This is a genomic window from Moorena sp. SIO4G3 (genome assembly GCF_010692305.1).
Classification (GTDB): Bacteria; Cyanobacteriota; Cyanobacteriia; order Cyanobacteriales; family Coleofasciculaceae; genus Moorena; species Moorena producens_A.
On the sequence record NZ_JAAHIG010000007.1, the window covers coordinates 98,906 to 123,261 of the forward strand.

Annotated in this window: 21 protein-coding genes, 1 other RNA gene and 5 pseudogenes; 13 read left to right on the top strand and 14 right to left on the bottom strand. The window is 44.2% G+C overall.

The window, feature by feature from the left end; translation table 11 throughout:
• Window positions 1-110 precede the first annotated feature (110 nt).
• Entirely contained in the window at window positions 111-1,511 is a 1,401-nt protein-coding gene (locus F6J99_RS02455; RefSeq protein WP_293111567.1) for a transposase, read from the bottom strand.
• Between the two features lie 61 nt (window positions 1,512-1,572).
• Here F6J99_RS02455 and F6J99_RS02460 point away from each other — a divergent pair, with 61 nt between their 5' ends.
• Window positions 1,573-1,755: a hypothetical protein gene (locus F6J99_RS02460; RefSeq protein ID WP_293111568.1), complete on the top strand. Its 183-nt coding sequence runs from the start codon at window positions 1,573-1,575 to the stop codon at window positions 1,753-1,755.
• 116 nt (window positions 1,756-1,871) lie between these two features.
• Here the strand turns inward: F6J99_RS02460 and F6J99_RS02465 are convergent, their stop codons facing one another.
• Window positions 1,872-2,267 carry a hypothetical protein gene (locus F6J99_RS02465; RefSeq protein WP_293111569.1) on the bottom strand — a complete coding sequence of 132 codons (396 nt, stop codon included), beginning with the start codon at window positions 2,265-2,267 and terminating at the stop codon, window positions 1,872-1,874.
• Between the two features lie 316 nt (window positions 2,268-2,583).
• Between F6J99_RS02465 and F6J99_RS02470 the strand changes: the two genes are divergently transcribed.
• Complete coding sequence (locus F6J99_RS02470; protein ID WP_293111570.1) at window positions 2,584-3,513, top strand: DUF928 domain-containing protein; 930 nt, start codon at window positions 2,584-2,586, stop codon at window positions 3,511-3,513.
• On the opposite strand, the gene F6J99_RS02475 is transcribed toward F6J99_RS02470, so the two are convergent.
• A complete protein-coding gene (locus tag F6J99_RS02475) occupies window positions 3,461-3,592 on the bottom strand; it encodes a hypothetical protein (RefSeq protein ID WP_267876485.1) in 132 nt (43 codons plus the stop codon). The two genes, F6J99_RS02470 and F6J99_RS02475, sit on opposite strands and share 53 nt — an antisense overlap.
• On the opposite strand from F6J99_RS02475, the gene F6J99_RS02480 reads away from it, so the two are divergent.
• The gene (locus F6J99_RS02480) at window positions 3,572-3,697 is read left to right on the top strand and encodes a hypothetical protein (RefSeq protein WP_293111571.1); all 126 of its coding nucleotides are present in this window, start codon (window positions 3,572-3,574) and stop codon (window positions 3,695-3,697) included. The genes F6J99_RS02475 and F6J99_RS02480 overlap by 21 nt on opposite strands.
• Here F6J99_RS02480 and F6J99_RS02485 read toward each other — a convergent pair.
• The 3 genes from F6J99_RS02485 to F6J99_RS02495 are packed head-to-tail and all read right to left on the bottom strand — an operon-like array spanning window position 3,677 to window position 7,292.
• The gene (locus F6J99_RS02485; RefSeq protein ID WP_293111572.1) at window positions 3,677-6,544 is read right to left on the bottom strand and encodes a CHAT domain-containing protein; all 2,868 of its coding nucleotides are present in this window, start codon (window positions 6,542-6,544) and stop codon (window positions 3,677-3,679) included. The genes F6J99_RS02480 and F6J99_RS02485 overlap by 21 nt on opposite strands.
• Window positions 6,545-6,569: 25 nt before the next feature.
• Complete coding sequence (locus F6J99_RS02490) at window positions 6,570-7,109, bottom strand: hypothetical protein (RefSeq protein ID WP_293111573.1); 540 nt, start codon at window positions 7,107-7,109, stop codon at window positions 6,570-6,572.
• Between the two features lie 18 nt (window positions 7,110-7,127).
• A complete protein-coding gene (locus F6J99_RS02495) occupies window positions 7,128-7,292 on the bottom strand; it encodes a hypothetical protein (protein ID WP_293111574.1) in 165 nt (54 codons plus the stop codon).
• 149 nt (window positions 7,293-7,441) lie between these two features.
• Between F6J99_RS02495 and F6J99_RS02500 the strand changes: the two are divergent.
• Window positions 7,442-7,774, top strand: a pseudogene (locus F6J99_RS02500) (zinc ribbon domain-containing protein); the annotation flags it as partial.
• Between the two features lie 105 nt (window positions 7,775-7,879).
• Here F6J99_RS02500 and folD read toward each other — a convergent pair.
• Window positions 7,880-8,743 carry a bifunctional methylenetetrahydrofolate dehydrogenase/methenyltetrahydrofolate cyclohydrolase FolD gene (gene folD, locus F6J99_RS02505; protein WP_293111575.1) on the bottom strand — a complete coding sequence of 288 codons (864 nt, stop codon included), beginning with the start codon at window positions 8,741-8,743 and terminating at the stop codon, window positions 7,880-7,882.
• A 326-nt stretch (window positions 8,744-9,069) separates the two neighbouring features.
• Between folD and F6J99_RS02510 the strand changes: the two are divergent.
• The 3 genes and pseudogenes from F6J99_RS02510 (at window position 9,070) to F6J99_RS02520 (ending at window position 11,300) form a co-directional block, all read left to right on the top strand.
• A pseudogene (locus tag F6J99_RS02510) lies at window positions 9,070-10,349 on the top strand (transposase).
• Window positions 10,350-10,417: 68 nt separating this feature from the next.
• On the top strand, window positions 10,418-10,870 hold the full coding sequence (locus tag F6J99_RS02515; RefSeq protein ID WP_293111576.1) for a hypothetical protein: 453 nt from the start codon (window positions 10,418-10,420) through the stop codon (window positions 10,868-10,870).
• Entirely contained in the window at window positions 10,860-11,300 is a 441-nt protein-coding gene (locus tag F6J99_RS02520) for an NUDIX hydrolase (RefSeq protein WP_293111577.1), read from the top strand. Before F6J99_RS02515 ends, F6J99_RS02520 begins: the two co-directional genes overlap by 11 nt.
• A gap of 269 nt (window positions 11,301-11,569) precedes the next feature.
• Here the strand turns inward: F6J99_RS02520 and F6J99_RS02525 are convergent, their stop codons facing one another.
• Window positions 11,570-13,018: a transposase gene (locus F6J99_RS02525; RefSeq protein WP_293111578.1), complete on the bottom strand. Its 1,449-nt coding sequence runs from the start codon at window positions 13,016-13,018 to the stop codon at window positions 11,570-11,572.
• Window positions 13,019-13,070: 52 nt separating this feature from the next.
• Here F6J99_RS02525 and tnpA point away from each other — a divergent pair.
• Together tnpA and F6J99_RS02535 are read left to right on the top strand one after the other, a co-directional pair.
• Window positions 13,071-13,482 (top strand): annotated as a pseudogene (gene tnpA, locus F6J99_RS02530) (IS200/IS605 family transposase).
• A gap of 835 nt (window positions 13,483-14,317) precedes the next feature.
• Entirely contained in the window at window positions 14,318-14,527 is a 210-nt protein-coding gene (locus tag F6J99_RS02535; protein ID WP_293111579.1) for a hypothetical protein, read from the top strand.
• A 248-nt stretch (window positions 14,528-14,775) separates the two neighbouring features.
• Here the strand turns inward: F6J99_RS02535 and F6J99_RS02540 are convergent, their stop codons facing one another.
• Entirely contained in the window at window positions 14,776-15,186 is a 411-nt protein-coding gene (locus tag F6J99_RS02540; protein WP_293111586.1) for a hypothetical protein, read from the bottom strand.
• On the opposite strand from F6J99_RS02540, the pseudogene F6J99_RS02545 reads away from it, so the two are divergent.
• Window positions 15,150-15,422: pseudogene (locus tag F6J99_RS02545) on the top strand (transposase); the annotation flags it as partial. The gene F6J99_RS02540 and the pseudogene F6J99_RS02545 overlap by 37 nt on opposite strands.
• Before the next feature lie 385 nt (window positions 15,423-15,807).
• Here the strand turns inward: F6J99_RS02545 and F6J99_RS02550 are convergent.
• The gene (locus F6J99_RS02550; protein ID WP_293111580.1) at window positions 15,808-17,436 is read right to left on the bottom strand and encodes a Hint domain-containing protein; all 1,629 of its coding nucleotides are present in this window, start codon (window positions 17,434-17,436) and stop codon (window positions 15,808-15,810) included.
• 732 nt (window positions 17,437-18,168) lie between these two features.
• Here F6J99_RS02550 and F6J99_RS02555 point away from each other — a divergent pair.
• On the top strand, window positions 18,169-19,164 hold the full coding sequence (locus F6J99_RS02555) for a tyrosine-type recombinase/integrase (RefSeq protein WP_293111581.1): 996 nt from the start codon (window positions 18,169-18,171) through the stop codon (window positions 19,162-19,164).
• Window positions 19,165-19,191: 27 nt separating this feature from the next.
• Here F6J99_RS02555 and F6J99_RS02560 read toward each other — a convergent pair whose 3' ends face one another.
• The 3 genes from F6J99_RS02560 to rnpB form a co-directional block, all read right to left on the bottom strand.
• A complete protein-coding gene (locus tag F6J99_RS02560; protein WP_293111582.1) occupies window positions 19,192-20,532 on the bottom strand; it encodes a Gfo/Idh/MocA family oxidoreductase in 1,341 nt (446 codons plus the stop codon).
• Window positions 20,529-21,242 carry a ribonuclease III gene (rnc, locus tag F6J99_RS02565; protein ID WP_293111583.1) on the bottom strand — a complete coding sequence of 238 codons (714 nt, stop codon included), beginning with the start codon at window positions 21,240-21,242 and terminating at the stop codon, window positions 20,529-20,531. The genes F6J99_RS02560 and rnc overlap by 4 nt, the downstream gene beginning before the upstream one ends.
• Window positions 21,243-21,330: 88 nt before the next feature.
• Window positions 21,331-21,775, bottom strand: an RNA gene (rnpB, locus tag F6J99_RS02570) — RNase P RNA component class A.
• A gap of 271 nt (window positions 21,776-22,046) precedes the next feature.
• Between rnpB and F6J99_RS02575 the strand changes: the two are divergent.
• Window positions 22,047-23,291 (top strand): annotated as a pseudogene (locus tag F6J99_RS02575) (RNA-guided endonuclease TnpB family protein).
• Between the two features lie 201 nt (window positions 23,292-23,492).
• Here the strand turns inward: F6J99_RS02575 and F6J99_RS02580 are convergent.
• Window positions 23,493-23,642, bottom strand: coding sequence for a hypothetical protein (locus F6J99_RS02580; protein ID WP_293055160.1), 150 nt, complete (start codon window positions 23,640-23,642; stop codon window positions 23,493-23,495).
• 203 nt (window positions 23,643-23,845) lie between these two features.
• On the opposite strand from F6J99_RS02580, the gene F6J99_RS02585 reads away from it, so the two are divergent.
• The coding region (locus F6J99_RS02585; RefSeq protein ID WP_293111584.1) for a transposase at window positions 23,846-24,356 on the top strand (511 nt) is incomplete at its 3' end.

Below are 24,356 nucleotides of genomic sequence, written 5' to 3' on the forward strand. Positions count from 1 at the left end.
ATGAATTTTAATTCAACTATAGAAATGAGTTGGGATTGATATGTAATACTGTATTTTGGTCATTGAACCTCCCCACCCTTAAGAGGGATGGGGATTCCCCGGCACAACAACTATGTTGCTGTTATCTCCAAGGGCGTGACTTTCCCCCGCACCGGAGGTAGCTGAGTGGGGTCAATTCCCAGTTTTTTGAGACCCCTTAGTTTTATGTTTACTGCCCCATTCACATCAGCATCATCATGATATCCACATTCAGTACAAACGAATTTTTCTTTCTTTCTGTTGTTTTTGCTGACGTGATGACATTTTGGGCATCTTTGAGACGTGTGCTTGGGATTTATTTTAACTACTGGTATGCCTGACTTCGCAGCCACGACTTCTATCTTTTTAACCAGTTCTCCCCAAGCTGCATTGGATATTGACTTATTTAAACCTCTTTTTGCTGACTGTCCATTACGTTCGCGAAGCGTCGGCTTTGCCGAATCGTAACCACCGTTCTCATTGGGTTTAGGTTTACACCGAGATTTCATTGCTTTAATATTGAGATCTTCAAATACTAAAGCATCTGTTCCGTCAACTAATTGATTAGCAACATTCCAATGGTAGGCACTACGATTATTTGTTATCCGCTCATGAAGTGAAGCAACTTTAGAGTAAGACTTTCTTCTGTTACTAGACCCCTTCCTCTTTCGACTAGCAGTTTTTTGCCTTAATTTCAAGCGTCTTTCCCTGCGCTTAAAGGATTTTTGCTTAGCTGGATTAGCTATTGTTTTCCCATTAGAGAGGCTTACCAATTTATTGATACCTAGGTCGCAACCCTTGACTCTCACAGGGTCGATTTCGGTATTATTTTTTACTGGAGCAGGTAGAACCGATTTATCTTCGATCTGAAGACTAGCAAACCACTCACGAGCTTTTCTACGAACAGTGACGGACTTCAAGGCAAAACCATCAGGGATAGGACGGGAGTTATAAAAACCCATCCATCCAATTCCTGGAAGGTATATCTTGTTTCCATCAAGCTTTACCTGACCAGGAGCATATTTGAAACTCCTAAATCGTGACCTTCTTTTTGGTTTCGGATAACCAGTCTCTCCTTTGAAAAATTTGGCAAATGCAACATCTAACTGTCTTAGGGTTTGTTGTAAAACAGTTGAATGGATCGATTTGTACCAGGGTCTTTCTTTCTTAAGTATGGGAAGATTGGAACTTTGAGCTTCGTAGGTACTTCGTCTTGGATTTTTTTGGCTTTTCTTCCAAGGGTAGCCCACAGAGTGATTTTTACTCACTGAACAGGTCAACGGACACGCTTCTCCACCACTTTTTAAATCGCAGTAATTGCCTAATCTGGGAGCCTTTACTTGATCGTAAGAATCATTTCTGTCTCTGAGTAGGTAATTATACTGCGTTCGCGTAGCGGCTCCTACGGAGCATCTCAACATATCCAGCCACCGATTCATTACGGCTTTTTGTTGTTGATTGGGTTTTAGTTTGTAAGAATATCCTAGTTGCATCTGTCCGACCTTTTTCAGTGCTAATCTAATTATAGACCCCTAAAATTATACTATCAAGTAAATGTCTGAACAAATTACAATAAAAGTAGGAAGACCCAGATTGCATGAGGAAGCAAAAAAAAGCTACAGCATCAAGGCTACTGAGACTGGTTGGCAGGGATTGAAGCGCCTAGCCGCTTGTTCTGGATTAAGTCTTTCTGAATACTTGGAGTTCTTAGGAAGGACTGGGACTTTGCCTAATTGAGGGGAAATTCATCCCCGGAGACGAAACCTTAGAATAGTGGAGCCTTTATGGTTGGTCGGCTATGAGAAAAAGGGTTAAAACTTTATTATTAAGGCTCCACTATTCTTACGGTAACTTTAAGCCCGTCGCAGGGATGGGGTATTCTTTCCCCTGGCCGTAGGCCACGCTACGCGAACAAACTCCCCTGCCGATAAATCAGTCATGAAGGTTATAGCGCTAAGGGCAATGGCATTGGCAAGAGCGATGCAGCGCGGTCTTGGGGAGCCAGTGCGGTCTTGGGGAGCCAGTGCGGTCTTGGGGAGCCAGTGCGGTCTTGGGGAGCCAGTGCGGTCTTGGGGAGCCAGTGCGGTCTTGGGGAGCCAGTGCGGTCTTGGGGGTTCCCCCCATGAGCAACTGGCGTGGTTCCCCCCATGAGCAACTGGCGTGGTTCCCCCCATGAGCAACTGGCGTGGTTCCCCCCATGAGCAACTGGCGTGGTTCCCCCCATGAGCAACTGGCGTGGTTCCCCCCATGAGCGACTGCATCAAGACGGCAAGAGGCAAAAGTTAACTAAAACACCTGTTGCAGCTTGTATCAATGTAAAACACCTTAATGGGTAGTCCTATAACTACCTCATTCTTCTCATAGCTACCAACCTAAAGGCGTAAAGCACAAGACACCCAGGTTGAGGTCAGCAGTTGAGATCTAGCCTTTCCCGATCTATTTGGAAATGCTCTATATCCGATCGGTGTGATAAGAAATGTAAAGGTTTGCAGAAAATCCCTCATTAAGGACTGATAAGGATTATGGAATCCTTTAAAAAAATTAACGTTTGTTAAAGCTCTGAGTATGTATAACAAAAAGCTAGCCTTGTACAAACCTTCTTTGATCTTGACCCTGGTCTGGGTACTACTTAATTTCACCATTTACCCTCTACGAGCGCGTTCGCACTCTGTTGCCCTAAACAGTAACTCCCCCGCAAATAGTTTCTCTAAATCCGATACCCAATCAGCTGAAACAGATCTAGACTTTGACGGTGATGGTAGACCTGATCAGATTACAACAGCTGGAGGACGTTTATATTTCCTCCCACCAAATGCTACAGAACAGGAAAGCTTTGATGATGTCGGCAGACCACCGAAACGGACATCAGGAGGATCACGTGGTCTGTGTTCGGATCAGCTGATTGCTATAGTCCCTGGCAGTAGCGAGATTGTCGAGGCAACTGGCAACTGTAGTAATGACTCGAAATCTTTCTTAGCACTGACCTTAGCTGAGTCTCCTACTTTTTGGTTTTATGTTCCTAAACAGTCTACTCCTGAACTGACGGTGGAGTTTGTACTGCTCGATCAGAACCAACACTCTCTACTAGAAGAAACGATTCGGTTATCTGGAACTCCTGGTATTGTCCGTGTTCCCTTGAGCAAACCTCTAGAAACTGACCAGGTATATCGATGGCAGTTCTCTGTTGTAGTTAATCGCCGCCGCTCTGGGAATCCCAAGGTGGAAGGATTAGTAAAACGCATCATACCAGACTCTACCCTCAGTAGTAAGCTCAAGGCTGCTACTTCACCACGGGAGCGTATTGCTGTTTATGCCAGTCACGGTATTTGGCATGATGCGATGACAGCCTTAGCTGAACTACGGTACCAGAAACCAGATGATTTGAGGTTAGAACGGGATTGGCAGGATTTCCTAGGTTCGGTGGGTTTGCGTGCGATCGCAGTCAAACCTCTAGTTGATTGTTGTACAGCACAGGGAGTAGGGAGTAGGGAGTAGGGAGTAGGGAGTAGGGAGTAGGGAGTAGCGATGCAGCAAGGTCTTGGGGAGAGGCTATGTGGTTGACCCACCTCCCCACCTCCCCATCTCCCTAGCTCCCCACACTTCCCCCGATTCCCGATTCCCAATTCCCGATTCCCAATTCCCGATTCCCGATTCCCGATTACAGCCAATTTCCCACTAAAACATAGGCTCCCCAGAAATATGGAGCTTGATAACCACGGCTTTTTAAAAGCTTAACTTGAGCACGGCGCAAGGCTTCAGCTTTGGTAACCGTTGCGCCAGAATCAGCTAATTCTTGGTAAAAAGATGCCATCAGTTTAGCCGTAGAGTCATCATCAATGAACCATAGGGAAGCCATAGTACTCCTGGCTCCTGACTGAATCGCTACTCCGGCCAAGCCTAAGCTAGCACGACTATCACCATCGGCAGTTTTACAAGCACTGAGCACTAGTAATTCAATTGCTTCTAAACTATTGTCACTTCTGTTCTGGATGACATTGCTTAAATCCTTGAGATTGATTCGCTTATCCCACGCCAGCAGAAAGGTCTCGTCTGGATCTGAACTAAACTCACCGTGAGTAGCTAAATGCACCACAGGAAATGCCACTGAACTGATTAACTCTTGCCATTTTTGACTGGTAAAGTCTTGATTGAGCAATTGCTGACTGGGAATTTGGGATTTAATTTCCCCTAATTCTGTTTTAACATTGGGTAGGTTAGCGAAACCTTCATGATCAGGAAAACCCTCGCGCATGTCTGAAAGTCCAAAGGCTAAGGCATTTAACTCTACTTGAGCTAAGGGTTTGGGCTCCAGTAGACTCAAACCAGGAATGAGTGCGATCGCATAGCCTTTTTCTACTAGATACTGTTCACCATCATGAAGGGTAGCCATGGGAACATTGCGAAAGCCACCATCAAGAACAAATACTAAGGTTTTAACTTGATTGGCTTCAAGCAACCCTTCCGCCCGTCGAATTAACCAGTCATAAACCTGTTGGGATAAGGCTAGACTTTCTTTAGAAATAAAAGGTTTTTCTAGCTCTATACGGAGACTTTCTAAGGTTTGCTCAAGTTTAGCTTTAGGTAAAGCAGCGGTATAGTGAATAAATTTTCCTGATTTTGGTAATTTCACGATCACCGCTAAGCGGTCATCGAGAATAATCGGATAAACTAATGCTGCACTCGGATCGATTTGCTGCTCCCTCAATTCCACAATGTCAGAAAGGTTACACCCCAGAAAATTTTCAATTTGGGCTAGCTGGAGAGAGTCAATTGCTGCGGTAGCTTGCTTGAGCTTGTTTTGTGGGAGCCGGTTATCTGCGATCGCTTTCTTTGCGATCGGTTGAGCGGTTTGATCGTCTTTCAAGAGTAAATCGACTAATTCTCGATAGACTTGCTCAACATTTTCCCGAAAGGAAAACTGCACATCTGAACTCAGAGCCAGTAAATCTTGGCGAAGAGAATCTAGGGTTTTGACCGTTGCTTGGTAAGCGGTGATTGCTTCTTCAGTTTTTCCCAGAGCTTTATAAATTCGTCCTAACTGCCATTGCCATTGATAGGCAATGTCATCGGCTTGAATTCCTTGAGCTATGGTCAGGGCTTTTTCGGTAAATTCTTGAGCTTGATACCATTGCTGAGTTTGTTCATATAGCTTACCAAGGGTACCAAGGGCATAGGATTCGGCTCGTTTATCGTCTAAAAGTTGAGCCTCTTGGAGAGCTTTGACTAATGTATGGGCAATTTCGTAAGGCTGAAGGATAAAGGATGACCGCTGAAGATTGTCTTGATGCTTGTTTGATTTTAGATCATAGGTGATCAGACTTTCGACAAAATTGATTTGAGCATAGATTGCGGTTCGACTAGCTGGTAATTTAGTAATCTCGCTGTTGAGTAATTCCTTGACTTGGTCATTAATTTTAGATTTTAATTCTTGGAGCCTTGTCGTTTTGTTTTGATCTTTGTCTTCATCCGTTAAGGTCTCTAACCAATTGTGGAAGTCAATGAGTAGACTTAATCGCTGTAGTTTCGGTTCAATATCTAAGCTGGTTGATGCTGATAATTTGCTTGACTCTTGAAGAGATTCTTGATAGTAGTTTAGAGCATACTTAAACTTATCATCAACTTTTTTTTGAACTTTTTCTTGTTGTTCTATCTGGTTATTTCTGGTGTATAATTGTTTATAGTGGTTGTACCAAGAACGTTCTGTATCTCCCAAACTCAGTAAGGTCTCTCGTTTTTCCAGAGGAGGTTGAGCTACTTTCAAACTTGCCTTAAGCACTTGCTGAGAGTGCTTCAAGTACCCAAGGAGACGGAGACTATTCCCAAGGCTACGTAAGCCAAGGATTTTAATCTGGGGATCAGGGGTTTGTTGAAAGGTTTGCAGCACCGTTTCAAACCTTTCTTGATTGGACAAATCGCAATTATTGTCCAGGTTTAAGGCTTGTAATAAGGTTTTACAGGTGCGACGGTGAAGTCCTAAGGCTTCCATCGCTTGAGCTTGATTAATTAGGGTACCTGTAATGCCAATGTCATCCTTTAATTGTTGATAAATCTCAGTAGCCAATTGCCAGGCTTCTAGAGCAGTGTCTGGTTGTCCTAAGGCTAATTCTAAACTACCTAGGGTGTTGAGAGCTTGGGCTTGGATTTGCTGGTAGTCTGGGCTATCCCTGAGATCTGCTCCGGTCTCTAACAGCTTGAGGCTAAATGCGATCGCATCTTCCGCATCAAACCACTGTTGCAGTTTCTGGTAAGCCAAAGACAGATAACTCAATGCCATCGCCTGATGTAGTCTATCCCCTTGGGATTCATAGGCTTGTGCTGCCTGTTCCCAAGTGGTTGCTGCTTGATTAAACTGACCTTTGGTGTAGAATGCTCTGCCTTGTTCCACTAAATCTGACGCTGACCAATCTTGAGGAATTGGCTTAACAGTTGTGGGATAGGATAAGACCGGAAGGATGCTAATGGGGAGAACTAAATTTAGGAGAAAAAAAATTAGGGTTTGTGTGCCAATTAGGGTCGCGCGAAGCATGAGGACGCTAAATCTAGGGTTTCTATTAAATTATCTCTTGAATGGAGTATGGTGTTTCATAGTAAGGCTGAGGTATATCTAAATTTTTCTCATTGCTGAGGGGCGGGATGACTATGAGTGTGGTGGGCATCTTGTCTGCCCGGAAATGAAACAGGCAAGATGCCTGTTCCACCCCTGATGCCCCTGGGAAATGAAACAGGCAAGATGCCTGTTCCACCCCTGATGCCCCTGGGAAATGAAACAGGCAAGATGCCTGTTCCACACCTGATGCCCCTGGGAATTGTAACAGGCAAGATGCCCGTTCCACCCCTGATGCCCCTGGGAAATGAAACAGGCAAGATGCCTGTTCCACCCCTGATGCCCCTGGGAAATGAAACAGGCAAGATGCCCGTTCCACCCCTGATGCCCCTGGGAATTGTAATGGGCAAGATGCCCGTTCCACCCCTGATGCCCCTGGGAAATGAAACAGGCAAGATGCCCGTTCCACCCCTGATGCCCCTGGGAATTGTAACGGGCAAGATGCCCGTTCCACGCTGCATCTGTGTTCCCGATTCCCGATTCCCAATTCCCTGCTCCCTGTTCCCTAGGGCAAATAACAAGACCCAGGCACCTGCCGAAATCCATCCGGTGTCACGGTAGTGGGATAAGCAGTCAGAAAGATATTGCCATCAGCATCAATCATCAAGCCTTGAGCTTCTATAATCCGTTTTGGCTTAGGAGTAGTGGGGGGCTGAACGGGGGGCTTCACCAGTGCAGTCCGGGAGCGATAGCGTCCACGGGCAGTGGGACGGCGTATATCTTCCCAAAGGGTATTGCTGCTGATTTCACCTGGGCGAGGAGGTAAGCCGCCACGTCCAGTATTGACAAAACTACTGCCAGTACTATTACCCGGTTAGAAAAGTGTTAGTTGAGATAAATCGATGGTTCCCCAGTTCTAAAACCTGTTCTAATTGCCATTATCGAATCAAAGAATTGCCACTAGACGTAAGGACTTGGACTTGTCCAAGTTGTGGAACTTGTCATGACAGAGACGGTAATGCGGCCAAAAATATTAGAGCAGAAGGGATCAGAATGCTCTCCTCCTCTGGGACGGGGGAGGATAACGCCAGTGGAGAAGAAGTAAGACCAAGACGTGGGCGTCCGTCCAAGTTAAGGCATTCTTCCGTGAAGCTGGAAGCCCCGGCCTGGCCTTTGGCCACGCTTCGCGAACAACAAAGTAGGCTGGGGTAGTTCACTTAGTTCTTTTGTTGACCTAGGCTCCTGTGAATTGAAATGATTTTATTCATAAACAAAGGTTCAATAGACTCTTGTCAATTTTAACCAGATCAAAACTGTTCAAGAATACCTATTTGTATAACTAAGGATCGTATTATTTAGTAGCATAGCCACTGTCATCGGTCCGACGCCACCAGGGACAGGGGTAATATATCGGGCGGTTTCCTGAACAGAGTCAAAGTGGACATCTCCTACAAGACGAGATTTTTGTTGTTGATCACTAACACGATTGATACCAACATCAATTACCACAGCACCTGGTTTTACCATGTCCCTGGTAATCAGTTGAGGTCGTCCCACAGCTGCTACCAAAATATCAGCGCGACGTGTCAGCTCCCCCAGATCTTGGGTGCGCGAATGAGCAATTGTTACTGTAGCGTTGGCTTCTAGTAGCATCAGTGCTAGAGGTTTACCTACTAAAATACTACGTCCTACCACTACTGTCTTTTGACCAGACAAATTAATCTGGTACTCTTGCAACAGGTGCATTATCCCTGCTGGTGTACAGCTACGTAAACCAGGCTCTCCCCTGAGCAGACGACCTAGATTAACAGGGTGTAATCCATCAACATCTTTATCCGGATGGATTTGGTGCAGTAATGAAACAGCATCTAGGTGGTCGGGTAAGGGCAGCTGGACCAGAATTCCATCTACACGCTGATCTTGATTGAGGGCGTTAATGGTTTGCTCGAGTTCTGCTTGGGACGTGTTACTGGGAAAATGACGACCAAAAGAAGCAATCCCCACCTGACCACAGGCACGTTCCTTATTACGAACATAGGCAGCGCTAGCAGGGTTGTCACCTACCATCAACACTGCTAATCCAGGAGGTCGTCCATGTTTCAAGGTCAGCTTATGTGTCTGTTCTTGCAGCTGGGTCTGAATTTTTTTAGCTATGGTCTTACCATCAAGTATGTTGGTCATTGGTCAATTGGGTTAAACAGTGTAGAAGGGTGTACAGATGCTGCCTACTTGGGTTAAAACATTGTAGATGCATGGAGCGACTTACTCTAGGCTGGGGAACGAACATTTATGTTTCAACCTACTTCCTTTTTCACTCCTCCAACTAAACGGGCAAGGGGTCTCCCGTTATAATCTCCGATTTAACGGGAGGGGAATTGCCCGACAGCGTCTGGAAGTTCTCAACAGATTGGCCAGAGGCCACGCTTCGCGAACGTAAGTTGTACAATAGCAAAGTGATATTAACGTACTGCTACAAAATCAAACCAAGTCCCGAACAGATAGCCATCATGGAAAGGTGGCTTGAATTGTTGCGTCGTCACTGGAACTATGCTCTAGGGCAACGACTTGATTGGCTCAATCGGACTCGTTCCCCGATTGATAGATGTAGCTTAATCAGTGAGCCGATCGGTGAGATCCCAGAACCGGTTAACTATTACACTCAACAAGCGGCTCTCAAGGAAACTAAGCGACTGTTTCGAGAGTACAAGCAAATCTATGCAGAAACTCAGCAAGTCAACTTGCAACGACTCAATAAAGCGTGGGATAGATGGAGGAAGCCTGACGCTAATGGTAAACGTGGTGGTAGACCTCGATTCAAGAAAGCAGGAGAACTTCGATCGCGCAGCGTGACCAAAGGTCAATCATTCGTTTTTCCTAGGATCAATAGTTCAAAGGCGGGAGCACACCTGGCTGATGGGATCTTAAAACTAAGCCGAATTGGGTCAATACCTGTGGTAATGCATCGGTCATTACCCATTGGCTTTACCCTTAAGCAATGCACTATTGTCAAGAAGGCCGATGGCTGGTATTGCTGTATCTCAATGAAAGATGATACAGTTCCCGAACTTTTGCCTATTGGCTCTGTCAAGTCTGCCGTCGGAATTGATGTTGGGCTAGAAAAGTTTTTGACTACTTCCGATGGCGAGGCGGTACCTATCCCGCAGTTTTACAGAAAAGCTCAGGATAAGCTGGCTCAAGCTCAAAAAGCCATGTCGCGCCGTGTATTGGGCTCTAATAACTGGAAAAAAGCCAAGCACAAAGTCGCCTTAATGCACCTTTATCTGACTCGTTGTCGGAAAGAGTTTCATTATCAGGTTGCTCATTGGTTGTGCGGTAAGTACGACCTAATTTCTCACGAAAATTTAAACATCAAAGGGCTGGCTCGAACTAGGGCACGCAAAGTCAATAAATGATGCAGCTTGGGGAGCTTTTTTGGAGATATTACAAGCAGTGGCGGTCAAACGCGGTTTGTTAGTCCAGGAAGTCAACCCACGAGGTACAAGCATTGAGTGTTTTAATTGCGGTTCCAGGGCCCTTGAAAAGTTTAAGCGTACGCGTTCATTGTTGTTCGAGCTGTAATATCAAAATCGATTCGGCGTTCGCGAAGCGTGGCCTTCGGCCTCAGCCGACGCTGCGCGAACGTGATTGGAACAGTGGTATCAACATTTTGAATCGTGGATTATTGGCGGTTGGACTGCCGCTCAATGGCTGCGGTAAATCAATACAGGATATTGAGGAACAGCAAGTCTCATTTGTGAATTTGAGAAGCCCACATCATAATCTTTGATTTGATGTGGGAGTAGTCACACAGAGTTCATTGGCAACTGACAACTGAAAACATCATAGGATTTCAATATGCCAACTAAGTATTGGTCAACTCTTTTACCGTTTTGGGTTTTACTTGTAGGAGCCGGGACTGTTGGCTGTAGTCCCTTAGCCCATAATGGCATTCATCAGCTTAATATTAGCTACCCTGGTGTAAAGGTCACAAAAATCCTTGATATACCACAAAATCAGAATACTATCGATACCGTTTACCTTCGGGGTAAAGTTACTAATCAAGCACCACTTTTAGATGCGAATGCTTATGAACTCCAGGATGCCACTAGTACCATTTGGGTAGTCTCTCAGGGAACTTTGCCCAATATCGGTGATCAAGTCTTGATCCACGGTAAGGCTCAATTTCAAAGCATTCCCATCGCTGGACAAGATTTGGGTGAATTCTTTATTCAAGAGCTTGAGCAGCTAAAACGGCAAGTCTATCAACCCAAGTCCCCCTTACTTCCAAGACCAACAGATGAGCAGTAAGCAAGTTCAAGTAGCGATCGCTATTCTCTATCGGCAAGGTCAGTTCCTGATGCAGCTACGGGACAATATTCCTAGTATTCTTTACCCTGGTTTGTGGGGTTTATTTGGGGGACACATTGAACCCGGAGAAACCCCAATCGAAGCTCTCAAGCGGGAATTGCTCGAGGAAATTAGCTATGCACTACCCTCAGCATCTTTGTTTGGCCACTATCCTGAACCCCATGTGTTCCGTCATGTTTTTGCAGTACCCCTGACCGTGGAACTCTCACAGTTGGTCTTAGGGGAAGGCTGGGATATGGGGTTGTTGACTCCTGAGCAGATTCGTCAGGGCGAGTCTTATTCTGCCAAGGCTGGTCAAGTGCGACCCCTTGGTCCTGCTCATCAGCGTATTCTACTGGATTTTCTGGAGAAGGGATCCAGCTTGGTATAAGCTACTCTATACCGGACGCCTGGGCAAGAACAACTGGATAACCTACCCTAAACCGAGCGCCAAAGGCGAACAACTGGATAAGCTTAAACCTTGAACCCTTCACGGACAGCAAAGCATTATCAAGCATGCTTGTTGTCCTTTTTGTTATATTGGGCATTTCTCTGCACAACTGCCACTGAAATGCGCTCGCGTAGCGTGACCTACGGTCAATCGCTTTTTAGTAGTCGCTGATTTGATGGTGACGCACTCCCCCCGCTAAGCTAACACGCTTAGCGGGGGCTTCTTCGTTTTTGGCCTTTGGCGTGGCCATAGGCCAAAAACGAAGAAGCAAAAGTGTCCGTGCCGTCCCTTAGGATAGACACGATTTGCTTTGTGGTACTATCGTCCATATCACCAGATATGACTAGCTTCCCACTACGCCGTTTTATACTGGGGAAAACGCCCAGCCCCAGTCGTTTTAGGTTGATTGCGGCATTCACATCCCGGTCAACCAAAACTCTTTCAACCGAATCGTAATACTCTCTGATTGAGCAATCGGTAAATATCACTTCGTTCCGATAACTCAATATCATTGAAGAATACGCTGGTTTTTGTTTGATAACCACTGCTCCAGCTTTTGAGGCTATGTAGTCCAGTGTTGTTAGAAATTCGCCAAACGCGGCATCTAACCAAGATTTGTTGATTCCAGATTTAGCTGACTGCCCATTAGGTAAATACGTCCCATCAGCGGCTTGCTTGGGCTTATTTCGCTTTGTCAATCCCTTGATATTTAAGTTCTCAGGGAAAAACACTTTTTTTTCGGTTCTAATCAGTTGATGAGCCAGATTATAACGGTGATCTTTGCGCTGTCTGGCAATGCGTTGGTGAATCCTTGACTCACGCTTAGCTAGTTTACGACGGGATTTAGACCCCTTGCGCTTTGATGATTTCTTGGCAGAAACAGTTTTAAGTTTGGGTAACGACTTGCGTAACGGCTTAGCTGACTTGTATTTAGTGTTTTGAGACGTTGCAATGTAGTCATCGCCTCTTAACACCGCGTCAAGACCCATTGAGTTTTCCCAAGTGGGAATAATTTGATCAGGTGTAAACTCAGGAACCGTGGAGTCTTCTACGATCAAATTGATATACCAACCATCAATTTTTTTTGTTAGACTGACCCGTTTCAAAACCGCGCCATCTGGTATCGGTCGATGCATCCGAACCTTGATCATTCCTAGCTTAGGAAGCCTTATATACAGCCAATTTTTACGGACAAGGTGAATCCACTTTGGCTTTACCATCGCAAATGCCATCGTCCGATAACTGGCCTGATTCTTGAACCGTGGCTTACCGCTACGCTTGCGGTCACAGTCACCTGATACATAGCGCTTGAAGGCGTCATCAACTCGTTTGCAGACATCCTGTAACACGGTTGAATCCAGTCGCGTAAAGTCTAACAACTCACCGCTATGAACTACCTTGATTAAATCTGTTTTGAGGTTTGGTAATTGTGATTGTTGACCGTATCTAGTCGGCTTTTCTCTGAGGGATGGCAACGCGCAAACCAGCGGACAAGCGTTGACATAGGTACGATTATTATCCCACCAGTCAAATCGATCTCCGAGTTGGCGGTTATACCAATATCGACACACTCGAAGCCAGTAATTAGCCTCAAGCTTTTGATTAGTGTCTAAGTAAGCGCGATACTGAAGCGTTAACTTCATAACGGTTTCAATCATTGCTGCTGACTTAGAGTTATCTTAGCACCATAATGGTAATTAGTGTCAACCTATGCCAAAAGATGATATTCACCGCGCCAGAGGTGTTTCAAATTTAAAAGCTCCTCAACGTGTTAGTCCCAAAATATAGGCGTAAAGTTTTTACTGGGGCGATGTTAACCCGCGTAAAAACAATATTTTCAGAGTTGATGTCTAAATGGGAAGGAAGTCTGATTGAGTTCAACGGTGAAACAGATCATGTTCACCTTTTGATCCAATACAACCCCCAAACGCAACTGAGCAAGCTAATCAACAACCTGAAAACCGTTTCCAGTCGATATTTACGAAAATAATTTCCAGATGAAGTCAATAAATATTACTGGAAAAAGGTGTTTTGGACTAGCGGTTACTTCATTGCTAGCTGTGGAGGAGTTACTGTTAATCAGGTCCAGGAATACCTTCAGAGTCAGGATAGACCTAGCTAAGACAAGGCGACGGGCTATTTAACCCCGTCGCCTTGTCTGGCTTTCATCCCACGCTAAGCTAATGGTTATAGCGCGGGAATTACCGCCGACCTAGTTAAATAATTAATTCCTTTAATGGGCGTTATTGGTACTTCAATTAACCTGCTTCCGCAATAGTTTTACGCAATATTTTCATTGATGAACACAACCAGAAACACACATTTATTATGTTGGCACTAGGGTAGGCAATCCGCACAGAGTCCCACCTCTTTTGTTATTTTCTGTATCACACTGAAAGACAACAAAAAGCGAATATGGAAGCTTTTTCAGCGATAAAACGTTTCGGCAAAGCCGACGCTACGCGAACGCAAAGCGTGGCCTACGGCCTCAGCTTCCCCTGCTAAAAATCGTGTTTGTAAACTGCTTACTACACAACCATCTACCATATACAGAATTTCTCAACTAGTGATGTATCCTTTCCGGAAAGCAATAAGGGAATTCTACACGAGGGTTGACTGGTTATGATTCATATATAGTAAAAGATACAGTAAAAATCAATCCTATAAACTATTTCACACTTTCCGGAAAGCAATCTAATAGTGGAGTATAGGCAAACCACCTTGATACTTAACCCGATGGCTGCGATCGCTCTTAGCGGAAGCTTTGCTTCATCGCCTTTGGTGCAGCTTTGCTGATCGCGTAGGGTGACCAAAGGCGATCGCTCTCACCAAAATCAAGGTCGCTGGTGCTCGGGTAAAGTGTCACGGATTCGTCTCAAGAACGACTGCGAAGGTTCGTGCAGCGGCTAACGAGGTTGCTTGGATTTTAGGACTAGAAGGCGACTTGGCGGATTGTTATGACGAAGAATATTTTGACGGGGAGGTTTAACGTGAAAAAAGAAAAATACAAGCAAATTGCAGCATTTAGTGCGATCGCTGGAGTAGTTGGTGCGGGAGTAATATATACCCAAACAAATCAATTGTTTGTATCTATAGGTTTGGGTGGAGCAACGGCGGGACTTTCTGTTCTGGTGGGATGTACCGACGACCGATTCATGAACTCGTAATGTAATTAAAAATGGGGACAGCAACATCACCTGTCCCCTCGTAAAATAGCCAAATTGATTAATGATTAACCTGCAAATAAAGCGATGGCTAAACAACAAATAACTCTGTCAACTCCATACGAATCTGTAACTTACACCAAAACCGAATTGATGACCCTCTGCCGGTACATCATCAACGATTACTGCGATCGCAGTAGCAATTAAGTTAACTTGGTGTTGATGAACTACCCCGCCCTGAACGAGAATGTTTATAGCCCCAGGTAATGAGCTACAGTGTAAAATTTCATCCTGTCAAAACCCTGTTGCAGATGAACTACAGAGGTCAGTTTTACCCCTTCTCTGTCTTTTACTTGCTGCCCCCTTACCCATGAAACAACATAGTTTTTACTTCCATCACTCCATTCCCATTTTCTTGCTGGTGAAAAATCAAAAAAACCACTAAGGTCTTTTGGAGACTGAGTTATTATCCTGTCATAAAGACGAACCGTTATGATGTTCTTCCTAAACCTAAAATCAATCTCTACCGTGTAACCAGTGTTATTCATAAAAATACGCCTATTAGCACTGTAGCTTTCCTTTATTGGTGGATTTATTGAACGCTCAACCACCACAGAGATCAATATATTTAACTGGTTTGATTTTTCCCGTTTACTTATCATGGATTTGGCTCAAACGAGATGGAAAAAGAATTCAACGATTTGTCATTTATACAAAACGGATGAAAGGCTCAACAATCACAAGATGGGGCAAGCGAAGATGGCAGATTGAGGGATTCTTTAAGACTGTTAAGTACCAATTTGGTTTGGCTAGTTTTGGACAAAAGACCTTATTAGGGGTTTACCGATGGTTGATTCTTTCTTTAATTTCTTATTTATTAGCCTATTGGGTTTATTTACATTTAGGTAATTCTGAGGATTTAGATTGGTATCATTGTTCTGAACAAGCCCTTATTTTACTATTTTATCATATTTTTATTCTTTCTATCCTGAAGCAATTAGAGTTACTTTCACCCTGGTTAAATGAGCGAGGTTTTGAATTTTGTTTCCTGAGGTGCAAGATCTGAGGAATGGAGAACCCCAGCCTTTTCAAAAAGCCAGGGTTCTCGGATAGCACAACCTATTTAGGGCTTGCTATATTGCGATTTGCTTCTGAAGGAAAAAAGATGCAGTTACGGGAAATACAGGACATTTCATCTGAGTGATATACACTTATGTAGGACAATATGCTTACCCCATAAGAGTTTTACTGTACCTCATTTACCTGCAATATGCTGTATTCATCTAGCCAGCACTTACTGGATATTCCTCTCCTTTCTCTTTCAGATGATTCGCATAGTCCTCGTGCCATTCTTGGGGCAACGCCTCCAAAACAGCCGATGAAGTATATTTGTAGAGGCGGTTGTACTTAAACTGCATTTGGTTGTCGCCGATAATAATACCATTGGCATAGAATGTAGAGCTGTCATCGCAATTCCCTTCTTGCCGCGGACCAACATTTAGGTTATAGACATAGCCACCATAGGATTCCTGGCTAGCTTGAGTGATAGTCGCATTACCTCCGTCAGTTACGACTTCCCCGCGCACCTTGAGCGATTTGGCCAGCACTACGCCAGAAGGTGTGACTACTGGATGTCCCTGTGACAGTAGTAAGTCATGACCAAAGTTGGTTTTCAGGCGCACCATTGGTAGTTCCTCTGTCCCTTTGAGAACTCCTTCAATCTCCTTGACTTTGCCCTGTAAGTTTGTAATAACCTTGTCCCCAGGCTCGATTTGCTCGATTGGCTTGGTCGTGCCATCATAGAGTGTGACCTGTGTCCCTTCTGCCACACAACTATAATAAACCATCAATGGTGGAATTTGCTTGGTTGTCGGACCATAATCTGCTTCTGGGGCATTGGTAATGCTTACAAACATAGGTTGATTGCTACTTTGTAGAATCACACTCAAAGTGAAAGTATAAATCGCGCTAGAATTTGGTATGAAAACACCTGATACGGATTCAAACTTTGCTATCAAATCCCAACTGATTTTATTACCTTCAATTTTGGTATTGGGATCACTGAAGAAATCTTCGGTGTTCCTAATCGTAGCACCCCCCCCATCTCCAGCATCAGGACAAACCATTGTAATTAAACACCACCTGCCATCTGATGGTCTCGGATCGATGTCAGAGGTATACGTAATGCTACCTTTAATGGGCATCAAGACATTTTTGCCACTGGCGTTATGCGGTGAATAGGTGCAATCGGCACCACGGCGACCTAGGCAAAGTTTGATTTTGTCTTGACCTGGCTGTGCTTGCGGGTGCACATGTTCAATTTTGGTTACTCCTCGAATAGTTGATGCTTGCGTCATCTTCAAGTACGGTGTTCCGTCTTGAGCTTGATGAAAACAAGTAGCCACAGCCTTGATCTCTGCATCAGGTGACGTACTTCCTGTTGCATTAACTTCAATATCGGTACCCGAATTGTATTGGTCTTCAGTTTGGACTTGCCCAATTAGTACGCCATTAACATCGTATAATCCCAAAGTGAGAGAACAGAAGTAGGGATCATTCTTCAATGAAGCTAATGCGGATCCGTGAGCAATCCCTTCCTTGGTGAGGTACAGGGAATCGATCAAAAGAATGTCATGTTTCAAATAATCCGTCGTAGAAGCTATGGGTTCAACATGTCGGGGTGCAGCAGACTTCAGAGGTTCTTTCCGAGCTTGCTCTAAAATGCGGTACAGTTGTGGACGATTGCCAGGGGTGATACCCGACATTTCCAATTGCTTTGTGTAAAACCGATAGTGAAGGTCATTGGACAAATCCAGCTCCATCGGTTCATTGGGTACTATCCTGGTATCCAATTGCTCGATTAGAGATTTGATATCGTCTCGTTCTTCGGTGCTAAGTTCGATGGTATTCATAAATAGGGAAGTTTGAATCCTTTCAATGTAAATAGTTTAAAACAATTAAATTCATTTTTTCAACATATAAACCTCATAGAAAACCTCATGTAAAACCTCATAGAAAACCTGATAAACCTCATGTAAAACCTCATAGAAAACCTGATAAACCTCATGTAAAACCTCATAGAAAACCTGATAAACCTCATGTAAAAACTCATCTAGCGTTTCTAGGACTCATGAGGTACAGTATTCTTTGAAGTTGATTCCCTTTGAGGTGCGACCCGTGGCGAATTAAATTCGCCACGGGTCGCACCTCTTAATGCAGCACATCGCTATTCCCTCTTATCTCTTCCTTGTTCCCTGTTCCCTAAAATCTAGAAATTGTGTACCTCACAAGTCGTAGAATTGCTATAGAAAACCTGATAAACCTCATGTAAAACCTCATAGAAAACCTTATAAACCTCATATAAAATCTCATATAATGCCAATTTTGTATAAATGGTAACTGACAAAAATTTAATTTTATAAATACAACATTAAACGTATTAAAATAAAGGCTGTTTCAGCTCCAAAATCCCCAAAAATCAAAGGTTTCAGAGGAAGTGTCTTCAAGACTGAGTATAGGGTTCGCTCAAGCGTCTTTATGATCAAGTGATGGTGAAGTGCCTTAAAGGGGGATTATCGGTACTTAAAGAGGCTATAATAGTACTAGATGCTTAACAACTTCACGTTAATGGCACCAATGGCACCGTGGATACTCATACCCCAAACCACATCACCCCTCAACCTAACCACCTGACCATTACTACAGCAAACCTACTGGAGGCTTTTGCTGATTTCCTGGATATCGATGTGGCAGCAGGAGATGCTGCGGCTGATACCGTTAATACCTACCGCCGCCAGGTTCAGCAGTTTGTGAACTGGTGCGATCGCATAAATCTTCATCCAGCCGCAGTTACTAAAGAGGACATTAAGCGTTACCGCCACTGGATGGTAGAAACTAAAAAATTTAAGCCAGCGACTATATCACTAAAATTGTCAGTTGTCAAGCGTTTTTATCAAGCTGCTGTGGAAAAAGGACTGATTACGATCAATCCAGCCCTTGGGGTGAAACCGCCACGGGAAAAGCTGGACCCGGCGGCAAGGATTACCTATTTGGAAAAGCCTGAAGTTGAGAAGTTGTTAGCAGCTGTAGCCAATGATGGTAGCCTTAAGGCAAAGCGGGATAAACTTCTGCTGGCAATCATGATATTGGAAGGTCCCCGTAGCATTGAGTTACATCGGGCAAATGTCTCTGATGTAGTTAAGCAGGGGGGTAATCTGGGAATTCGGGTCGAAGGGAAGCGTAATATTAGAATAGTGCCATTAACACCAGATCTTGGTGAGTTGCTAATGGCTTATCTCGAAGCAAGGGCAGAAAATGGGGAAGTGGTCAAACCATCTAGTCCTCTATTTATAGCTGTTGGAAACAGGGCGGGTGGCAAGCGGATTTCCCGGCGGGGAATTCGGCTGGTTGTGGATAGCTATTTAGAGCAAACTAACCTTAAGCAAACACCAGGAAGAACTATCTCAGCCCATAGCTTGAGACATACGGCAGGTACGTTAGCTCTGCGTTCTGGTGCTGAGTTACGCCAAGTGCAAGATTTGTTGGGACATGCTGATCCCAGAACAACTTGTATTTATGCCCATGTCGCGGATCGCTGGGAAAATAATCCAGCATTGAAGTTGGGAATTAATCTGTCGTGATCATCTAGAGGTTAAATGAATAGCTAATTATTTTGGCAACTGGGGAACAGTGACTGGCACTCCTCCTTGGTGAAGGGATTGGCTTAAACAACTCAGAATCTGCACCAATTGAGCACCAACCCAGCCAGATGATATTGATGAAGGTTGGGACAAGCGGACACTGTTAAGAAAGCGATCGCATACTGAATAAAGTGGTTCAAATGATTCGAGATCAAGAACTTCACGATGTTGACCAGCAGGGATAAAGTACTCCCCGTTCTGTTCAAAATAACCATGTTGGATCGTTAGGGGGGCTTGGGCAACCATTTCATCAAAAATCAAGGTTCCCTGTGTTCCTACAATCCCAAGCCGCCGCTGTTTATCTGGATTGAGCCAGCACAGATGAATAAATGCTTGGAAGCCAGTGGGATAGGTAAGTGTCACCTGAACTAAGTCAGCTAATCCTTGAGGGGTTGAAGGTTGAAAGTTAGCAGGTTGAAGGTTAGGAGGTTGAAGGTTATCGGGTTGAAGGTTAGCAGGTTGAAGGTTATCGGGTTGAAGGTTATCGGGTTGAAGGTTGGAGGTTGGCAAGTTATCGGGTTGAAGGTTGGAGGTTGGCAGGTTATCAGGTTGTTCGCGAAGCGTGGCCTTTTGGCCAAGGTGAGCAGGTTGTTGAGGGGTAAGTGATTGACTACAGCCTTGGTTATCTTCAGAACTTTCAACCGGCAACTGGCTAACTTGAAACTCTGTTTTAACCGGCAAGTTGCTAACTTGAAACTCTTTTTGAAACTGTAGCCACACCCTACCAGTAGCTTGGACTTGAACAGGTAGCTGTCCTAAGCAATGGTTGAAAATAGCAATGTCGTGAATGGCTAAATCCCAGAGAGAATCTACATCTTGACGTACTGGTCCTAAGTTAGTACGGGCAGCGTATCCATAGCGTAAGTCTCCTAAGCATCCCGAGTTGACAACCTCTTGAGCACGTTTGACCGCTGGGTGAAATAGATAGGTATGGTCAACCATGAGCTGTCGCTGGTTTTCTTGAGCCAGGTGGCACAATTCTAGACACTCAGCGACATCAAGGGTTAAGGGTTTTTCTGCTAAGACGTGTTTCCCCTGCTGTAGAGCATCCTTAATTAAGGTGTAGTGGGTAACTGCTGGAGTAGCAATTACTACTGCCTCAATTGTCGGGAGATCCCGTATCGATTCCCAATCTGTTGCCAAACGTACCTCAGGAGCGAGGTTATATTTATCTTTAATAGCTGCCAAGGTTTCTGGGTATGGATCAACCACTGCCACTAAGCAAGCATCAGGGTGTGTCAAGAAATTCCTGATCAGGTGTTTGCCCCAGCGACCTGCTCCCAATATCGCTACTCCGGTTTGTTTCATGTTTCCCCTCTCAATTCCAGAAATGCCTGTTTGGCTGCTGCTTGTTCCGCAGCTTTTTTCGATCTTCCTGTACCTTCACCTAATTGTCGATTTTGTAGCCAAACTTGGGCAGTGAAGCGGTTGTTTGCCCCATGCACTTGTAGGTTTTCGGTCAGATGATACTTTGGGAGCAGTTTGTAGTGAGCTTGAGTCCATTCCTGAAGAGCATCTTTGTAGTTTTGGCGGGCGGGGTCTTGACGAATTTCAGTTGTCAGTTTTTGTAAATGAGGGTCTAGCCAAGGACGGACTAATTCTAGGGTATGGGTACTTAAATATAATGCTCCCAAAACTGCTTCAAAGGCATCAGCTAACCGGGATGTTTCGCCAGCTTTGTCCCCAGCGGCACTATTGGAAACGAGTAAATAACGCTCTAGCCCATAGCTGCGAGCGAGTTGAGACAGAATGCGATCGCTTACCAGTACAGAACGAATGGCAGCAAACTCACCAACGGAAGAGTTGGGATAATTTTCCCATAGCCATTCTGAGCTAGCTAAACGTATTACAGCATCACCAACAAACTCCAACTGCTCATAGTTGTGTTCTGCTGAAATACTACAGTGAGTCAGTGCTAAATCTAGCAATGACCAATTCACAGCTGTAGTCTGAGATAGCCCTAACTTTTGAACTAACTTCTCTAATTGTTTCTGACGACGGGGATCTTTGATGGTCATGGGTGTCTGTTGTCGTGAGTCGGAAAGTCCTTTGTGACTAACCAGAGTCTGCTGGGAGTACTCATTACTAACGACTAATAGCTAAATTGAGAGAAAGTCGGACATAAGCCGGGTTCTGTTCTCCCTAGCAACCATCAAGAAGCTACTAAAGAGGGTGATTATCTATCTAGGACGGCTGTTACCAGACGCCTCATGCGGTTCTCCATATCCGGAACTGGTAAAAGACCAACCGTAGTTCCTCTCGACCTTGCTCCCAACCGGGGTTTACCGAGCCAGCACCTCTCGATGCTGCTGGTGCGCTCTTACCACACCTTTGCACCCTTACCTGTGAAAGAATTAGGAAAAAGGCAGGAAGAATACATTCATCCTGGAGCCTTCTACCTTTATCCTTCCCATCGGCGGTATGTTTCTGTGGCACTATCCTCACGGTCACCCGCACTGGGCGTTACCCAGCAAGTTTGGTCTTTCGGGAGCCCGGACTTTCCTCAGACTCGCAGAAAAATGCGAATCCGCAACCACCTGCGCCTACTTTCTCTCTACTCTAGTTTAGACTTGATTAGGGGTTGGTTGTTAGCTGCTGGAGTTGGAGTTAATCCAGAGGCAGAGACCATTATCTGTCCCAGGAGCAGCAACTAGGGAAAAGCGATGAGACCTTGAAGCCGCTGCACCAAAGCAAAAGCTAATCCTCTAGGATTTGTTGGATTACACTGTTAAGAGGGTTGTCATCTTTCTGTCTTCCTTTCCAAGGAAGAATGACTAATTTGTTTAGTTAACATTTCACAAGGAATACTTGACAATGTAAGCATGGTAGAAAAAGCTTACCGTTACCGTTTATACCCAACCCCTGAACAGGAGACTCTGTTGAGGAGAACCCTAGGCTGTGTAAGACTTGTTTACAACAAAGCATTAGATGCTAGAACAAAAGGATGGTACGAACATCAAAAACGAATTAGTTATAAATAAACTTCCTCAATGTTGACAGGATGGAAACAACAGGATGACTTGTTTTTTATGAATGAAGTCAGTTGTGTTCCACTTCAACAAGGATTGAGGCATCTACAAAATGCTTTTACTAATTTCTTTGCAGGTCGTGCTAAGTATCCGAACTTTAAGAAGAAACGCAACGGTGGTAGTGCAGAATTTACAAAATCAGCATTTAAATGGAAAGATGGTCAAATCTATCTTGCTAAATGCAAAGAACCTTTGCCTATTCGTTGGAGTCGTCAATTACCTGCAAACTGCAATCCAAGTACCGTTACAGTCAGCTTAGATCAATCCGAACGGTGGCATATCTCAATTAGGTTCAATGACCCTAGAGACTTGAGCTTGCCTTTAACGGATAAACAAATTGGTTTTGATCTAGGAATTTCCAGTCTAATTACAACCAGCGACGGAGATAAAATTACCAACCCCAAGCATTTTAAAAGGCTCAAAAAAAGACTGGGTAAATACCAAAAAGCTTTGTCGCGAAAACAAAAAGGATCTAACAATCGTGAAAAGGCAAGGTTAAAGGTGGCCAGGATACACGCAAAGATCAAGGACGCTAGAAGAGATTTTACTCACAAGCTAACCACTCAACTGGTCAGAGAAAACCAATTGATTGCGTTTGAGGATTTAGCTGTAAAAAACATGGTCAAAAATCACAAACTAGCTCAGGTAATCAGTGATGCTAATTGGGCAGAAATAATCCGTCAGGTTAAGTACAAGTCAGAGTGGTACAACCGGAAAGCTGTTTCGATTGATAGATGGTTCCCCAGTAGCAAGTTGTGTTCTGCATGTTTGAATTGCGTCGGATCTTTACCACTAAACATCCGGGAATGGGACTGCCCATCTTGTAACACTCACCATGTTCGCGTAGCGGCTCCTACGGAGCATCGCGATATCAACGCATCAATTAATATTTTGGCGGCAGGGCTTGCCGTGTCAGTCTGTGGAGCGACTGTAAGACCCGTTCGCGTAGCGTCGCCTACGGCGAAAGAGAGTAAGTCTCGGAAGGCTAGTGCGAAAAACTCCCCCAAGGGGAGAAGGAAACAGAAACCTAAGTCGTGAGTCGCGAGGTACCCCCGCTATAATCTACAATTTAGCGGTGGGAAGATGTCAACGTGAGCTTTTACGATGAAGTAGCGAGCCGCATTGAGACAATCAAGCATAGTTAGACTCGCAAATCTAATGTAAATAACCTTTAATGGTAGCAATTTATATTAATTGCTTGTGTATATCATTATAACTAAAACTACGTCAATAGTACAATTATACTACTAAACTAGGCAAGCTGTTCGCGTAGCGTGGCCGTTCGCGTAGCGTGGCCAAAAGGCCAAAAGGCCATCGATAGCAATCCGATTTGAGTGGTAAAACACCAGAACAGGGAGATAGGGGGAAGAAGGGGAAGAATTTTTCCATTGGTTTTTGTTCACAAATTAATTACTATCGGGCTGGATCAGGTACAGGGAAATCTAGCTTGATGGGATTACTCTCAAATAACTATCAATATGGAGCAAGAGGACTCACGTTATACCCATCGGGTTAGCGTGAGGTGAATTGCGGTCAGAAGCTTAGTTCTACTCAAGTGGCATTCCTGGATAGAATTATGTTATAATTTAAATATGCTAAGACTAACCTACGAGTACAAACTGATTCCTTCCCAAAAACAAATCGCCGTCATTGAAGATATATTGGCGGTTTGCAGAAAAGTGTGGAATTACGCTTTAAGGGAACGAAAAGATTGGTACAAAAGTCGAAAGTGCGCAGTTAATTATTGTTCATTACAGCATGAATATATAATTCCAGTAGATCAGCCATATCCTAACTACAAAATACAAGCTGCTAATTTAACTAAAGCCAAAAAAGCCAATCCTGAACTCAAAAGAATAAATGCTCAGGTCTTACAACAAGTTTTAAAGACTTTAGATCGAGCATTTAAAAACATGAAAGAACAAGGATATGGTTTTCCTAGATTTAAAAATCCATATCGGATGCGATCGTTTGTATTTCCTCAATTTAAAACAAATCCAATAAATAATGAGTGGATTAAACTGCCTCAAATTGGATTAGTTAAACTGAGATTATCACGACCAATTCCAGATGGTTTTAAGATAAAGCAAGTTAGAATAGTTA

Bases quoted from the DNA above. Each gene is read 5' to 3' on its own strand.
- F6J99_RS02455 (WP_293111567.1), bottom strand. From the start codon at position 1,511: ATGCAACTAGGATATTCTTACAAACTAAAACCCAATCAACAACAAAAA.
- F6J99_RS02460 (WP_293111568.1), top strand. From the start codon at position 1,573: ATGTCTGAACAAATTACAATAAAAGTAGGAAGACCCAGATTGCATGAG.
- F6J99_RS02465 (WP_293111569.1), bottom strand. From the start codon at position 2,267: ATGGGGGGAACCACGCCAGTTGCTCATGGGGGGAACCACGCCAGTTGC.
- F6J99_RS02470 (WP_293111570.1), top strand. From the start codon at position 2,584: ATGTATAACAAAAAGCTAGCCTTGTACAAACCTTCTTTGATCTTGACC.
- F6J99_RS02485 (WP_293111572.1), bottom strand. From the start codon at position 6,544: ATGCTTCGCGCGACCCTAATTGGCACACAAACCCTAATTTTTTTTCTC.
- folD (WP_293111575.1), bottom strand. From the start codon at position 8,743: ATGACCAACATACTTGATGGTAAGACCATAGCTAAAAAAATTCAGACC.
- F6J99_RS02515 (WP_293111576.1), top strand. From the start codon at position 10,418: ATGCCAACTAAGTATTGGTCAACTCTTTTACCGTTTTGGGTTTTACTT.
- F6J99_RS02520 (WP_293111577.1), top strand. From the start codon at position 10,860: ATGAGCAGTAAGCAAGTTCAAGTAGCGATCGCTATTCTCTATCGGCAA.
- F6J99_RS02525 (WP_293111578.1), bottom strand. From the start codon at position 13,018: ATGATTGAAACCGTTATGAAGTTAACGCTTCAGTATCGCGCTTACTTA.
- F6J99_RS02535 (WP_293111579.1), top strand. From the start codon at position 14,318: ATGACGAAGAATATTTTGACGGGGAGGTTTAACGTGAAAAAAGAAAAA.
- F6J99_RS02540 (WP_293111586.1), bottom strand. From the start codon at position 15,186: ATGATAAGTAAACGGGAAAAATCAAACCAGTTAAATATATTGATCTCT.
- F6J99_RS02550 (WP_293111580.1), bottom strand. From the start codon at position 17,436: ATGAATACCATCGAACTTAGCACCGAAGAACGAGACGATATCAAATCT.
- F6J99_RS02560 (WP_293111582.1), bottom strand. From the start codon at position 20,532: ATGAAACAAACCGGAGTAGCGATATTGGGAGCAGGTCGCTGGGGCAAA.
- rnc (WP_293111583.1), bottom strand. From the start codon at position 21,242: ATGACCATCAAAGATCCCCGTCGTCAGAAACAATTAGAGAAGTTAGTT.
- F6J99_RS02580 (WP_293055160.1), bottom strand. From the start codon at position 23,642: ATGGAAAAATTCTTCCCCTTCTTCCCCCTATCTCCCTGTTCTGGTGTT.